This is a genomic window from Effusibacillus consociatus (assembly GCF_042652925.1).
Classification (GTDB): domain Bacteria; phylum Bacillota; class Bacilli; order Tumebacillales; family Effusibacillaceae; genus Effusibacillus; species Effusibacillus consociatus.
The window spans coordinates 1-2879 of sequence record NZ_JBHSHC010000032.1 but is presented as its reverse complement, the minus strand read 5'-3'; the positions used below and the strand labels follow the sequence as shown (position 1 = coordinate 2879).

The window sequence follows — 2879 nt, the reverse complement described above, 5'->3', positions numbered from 1 at the left end:
GTGCCATGGTTTATAGCTGGTGCAGGTCTCCATGGCCGAGAAGATGTGCACCAATCCGGGGTGGTCGCCGTGGCTCTCGATAATGGCTTGAATACGATCGTCTTTGCGGAAGGAGTCGATTTTACGAATAAACTCGATTTCCAATCCGTTGTCATGAGCGATTCGTTCGGCGTGTTCCCGTAATTCTTCCCGATGACGATTCGCCCATTCAGGATAGTCAAAAATCTTGATGTTATTCTTGTACAAATACGAAGGCATCCCACCGTCGAAGCAAAGATCCGGAATGTTGCCATGAATCACGATCCGATCATAGCAAGATAGCACTCCCTTAATTTTGTCTTTGTATCGTTCGGTGAGTAACATTGTTTGGCCTCCATGTCGAGTATGATTATTCTTTCTTTTCGACAAGGGTCTACAAAAATCCTATTGGTTCCGGCTCGTCCGGGTTAGGGAAGGAAGAGTCGTCGTTAGCCAAGCAGGCGTATGGCTGGACGCATGAACCGTTCGAAATACCGGAACAGGTAAAGGCATATTTTTCCGAATGGCAGGGGGAAGTGAGACAAAAAGAAGAGGAATGGCACCAATTGGTTGAGAGCTATCAAGCTGCTTATCCCGAACTGGCCAAGCAATTGGAACAGGCAATCCGGGGAGAGCTTCCAGCCGATTGGGATGCCGATCTTCCTGTCTACCCGTCAGATGCTCCGAAGATAGCGACCCGAGAATCATCCGGAGTTGCACTGAATGCCATTGCGGGAAGGTTCCCGGGCTTGTTTGGCGGCTCAGCCGACTTGGCTTCATCCAATAATACGACACTGAAGGATTTTCCGGTTTTCGGACGGGAAAATTATGCAGGGCGAAATGTCTGGTTCGGTGTTCGTGAATTTGCGATGGGGGCAATGTTAAACGGCTTATCCTTACATGGGGGAATTCGGCCTTATGGAGGAACCTTTTTTGTCTTCTCTGACTATTTGCGCCCTGCGATTCGCTTGTCCGCACTGATGAAGCAGCCGGTCCTCTATGTGTTTACCCATGACAGTATAGCGGTGGGGGAAGACGGGCCGACCCATGAGCCGATCGAACAGCTTCCGTCGCTACGCGCGATGCCTGGACTAACGGTTCTAAGGCCGGCCGATGCAAATGAAACGATGGAAGCTTACCGTTACTCGATCGGACACAACGAGCAGCCGGTGGCGATGGTGCTAACTCGCCAAAAGCTGCCTGTGCTTGAAGGCACATCAGCGAAAGCAAGTGAAGGAGTATCCAAAGGCGCTTACGTCCTCGCCGATCCGGCAAACGGGGAAAAACCGCAGGCTATTCTTTTGGCTACGGGATCTGAAGTCAGTTTGGCGGTAAACGCCCAAAAAACCCTTGCGGAAAAAGGAATCGCGGTACGCGTCGTAAGCATGCCGAGCTGGGATTTGTTTGAAAAGCAAGATCAAGCTTACAAAGAATCCGTCCTGCTCCCTGACGTGAAAGCACGAGTAGCAATCGAAATGGCTCATCCTTTAGGCTGGGAACGTTATGTCGGCGATCAGGGAGTAATCATCGGAATTGCCACATTCGGTGCCTCCGCTCCCGGTGATCGCATCATGCAGGAATATGGATTTACGGTAGATAATGTTGTGACAACGGTTGAAAAACTATTGTAAGGATCAGATTTTAAAGAGCTTCGAATTATGATTCACGAGGGGGAGGAACATGCCTTATAAAATTGTCTTTTTCGATATTGATGGAACTTTAGTAAATGAGGAAAAAAAGATACCTCCCGATACCAAAGTGGCAATTGAAAAACTGAAGGATCGTAATATTAAAGTTGCGATCGCAACTGAAAGTTCTTGTTCTCACCGAAGAGAAGTTTAACGAGCTTTTTGATAAGTTTTTATCCAGTCTGCCCAAATATATCAAGGGTTTATTGGGGGGTTCGGTGTGCGAAAGTTGAGTTAGAATATTATAATCAATGAACCCATAGTGGACGCTCTTATGCAGGGCCTTCTTTTTGTTTTGCCTATTTTTAATCACTCATAAAAAGGATGTGGAGGCATCGCGGAACTTATAACTTTTGTTTGCCGTTTGTGCGGGAAAACCATACAGGTTGAGCTGCGCATATATGATAAAGCTTACCGGGGCCAAACTGCGTCTACTCTTGGTTGACCCAAAGGCTCGTGGATTAGGTCTTGCCACAAAGCTTAGTGCGCCCAAGATCAAAAAAATTACAAAGTGGAATCTTTAAATGGATTCGGAAAGTAACAGGCTCGAAAGCTGAAATAACCGGGTCATATTAAGGTTTATTGGTCATAAAAAGTTGTTAATTTTTTTGCAAAAAAACAGGACACTGCATGCCTCTTGTCAAATGGTTAAAGCAACCTTGCAAATAACCACGAGAGGAAGTGTCCTTAGCAACATGGTAACACAGACATCGAACCATGCGCCAGAACAAAAAACACGCCGTGAACGCCGAATCGAAATCCTGCAGGAGCGTCGTCGGATCAAGAAGATCGTGAAGAAGCTGCGACCCGTCACCTTCGACAACGATACGGTCACCGAGGCGGGTAACTTCCAGTTTCTCGCTCGATTCAAGGAACTCATCGGTCTGGATGCTCTCATCGAAAGTCACTTCCATCTGGAGCAAAAAGCCAACTGTATCTACACGGCCGGAACGCTCGTCGATCATCTGCTGGACTGTGCGCTTCTCGGTTACACGCGTTTTCAGCACATGAATGCGCTACAGTCGGATCCCGGTTACCAGATCATCACCGGTATCGACCGTTTTCCTGACGAAAGCACCTTCCGCGGCTTCTTGAGCAAGCTTTCCTGGAGCCATCTGATTCAGCTTGTCGCCCTGAATCGGGATCTGCTGGCACACAAAGCCCGGACGGGCG

The 2879-nt window shown here is 48.1% G+C and carries 2 protein-coding genes and 2 pseudogenes; 3 read left to right on the top strand and 1 reads right to left on the bottom strand.

The genetic code is table 11. The features are described 5' to 3' along the window. Positions 1–363, bottom strand: a 363-nt coding sequence (locus ACFO8Q_RS05415; protein WP_465251877.1) for a hypothetical protein, incomplete at its 3' end; no start/stop codon positions are given. A gap of 65 nt (positions 364–428) precedes the next feature. Between ACFO8Q_RS05415 and ACFO8Q_RS05410 the strand changes: the two are divergent. The 3 genes and pseudogenes from ACFO8Q_RS05410 to ACFO8Q_RS05400 all read left to right on the top strand — a co-directional run. Then, positions 429–1649, top strand: a pseudogene (locus ACFO8Q_RS05410) (transketolase-like TK C-terminal-containing protein); the annotation flags it as partial. Positions 1650–1698: 49 nt separating this feature from the next. Further along, complete coding sequence (locus tag ACFO8Q_RS05405; protein WP_380024710.1) at positions 1699–1860, top strand: HAD hydrolase family protein; 162 nt, start codon at positions 1699–1701, stop codon at positions 1858–1860. Between the two features lie 541 nt (positions 1861–2401). After that, a pseudogene (locus ACFO8Q_RS05400) lies at positions 2402–2879 on the top strand (IS1380 family transposase); the annotation flags it as partial.

Coding starts and splice junctions, on each gene's coding strand:
- ACFO8Q_RS05405 (WP_380024710.1), top strand. CDS start 1,699: ATGCCTTATAAAATTGTCTTTTTCGATATTGATGGAACTTTAGTAAAT.